The following is a 327-nucleotide window of genomic DNA, read 5'->3' on the forward strand; positions in this document are numbered from 1 at the left end:
ACTGCCTGGGTATCGGCGGACATTCGGGACTCGCGCATGTTCTTAGAGCTACGTGATAGCGAGGATAATCATGCTATCGACGTCACTCAAGGCGGGCCGCTCGAAGGTGTCCCGGATTCGCGTAATGGGAATCCCCAGTATCTTATTGGCGGGTTTGAGATCCCCACGGAGTGGACCAAAATCGGGTGCCGCTTCCGGGTAAACCCGGCCAGGGGGTATCACCTTGGTGCCTTGTATGTGAATCACAGCTCTAGTGATACGTGGGCGTACCAGGCTATCGCTGGGATCTCGATAACGCCGATGGTGGGTTCAACCCTGATTGAGGGT

General features: G+C 56.3%; 1 protein-coding gene. It reads left to right on the plus strand.

Annotation, left to right across the window (positions count from 1 at the left end; translation table 11 throughout):
* Positions 1 to 36: 36 nt before the first annotated feature.
* Positions 37 to 327, plus strand: a 291-nt coding sequence (locus QP415_RS11125; protein WP_285100104.1) for a hypothetical protein, incomplete at its 3' end; no start/stop codon positions are given.

Origin of the sequence: Pauljensenia sp. UMB3104, assembly GCF_030217285.1 — a bacterium.
In the GTDB taxonomy this organism is placed as follows: Bacteria; Actinomycetota; Actinomycetes; order Actinomycetales; family Actinomycetaceae; genus Pauljensenia.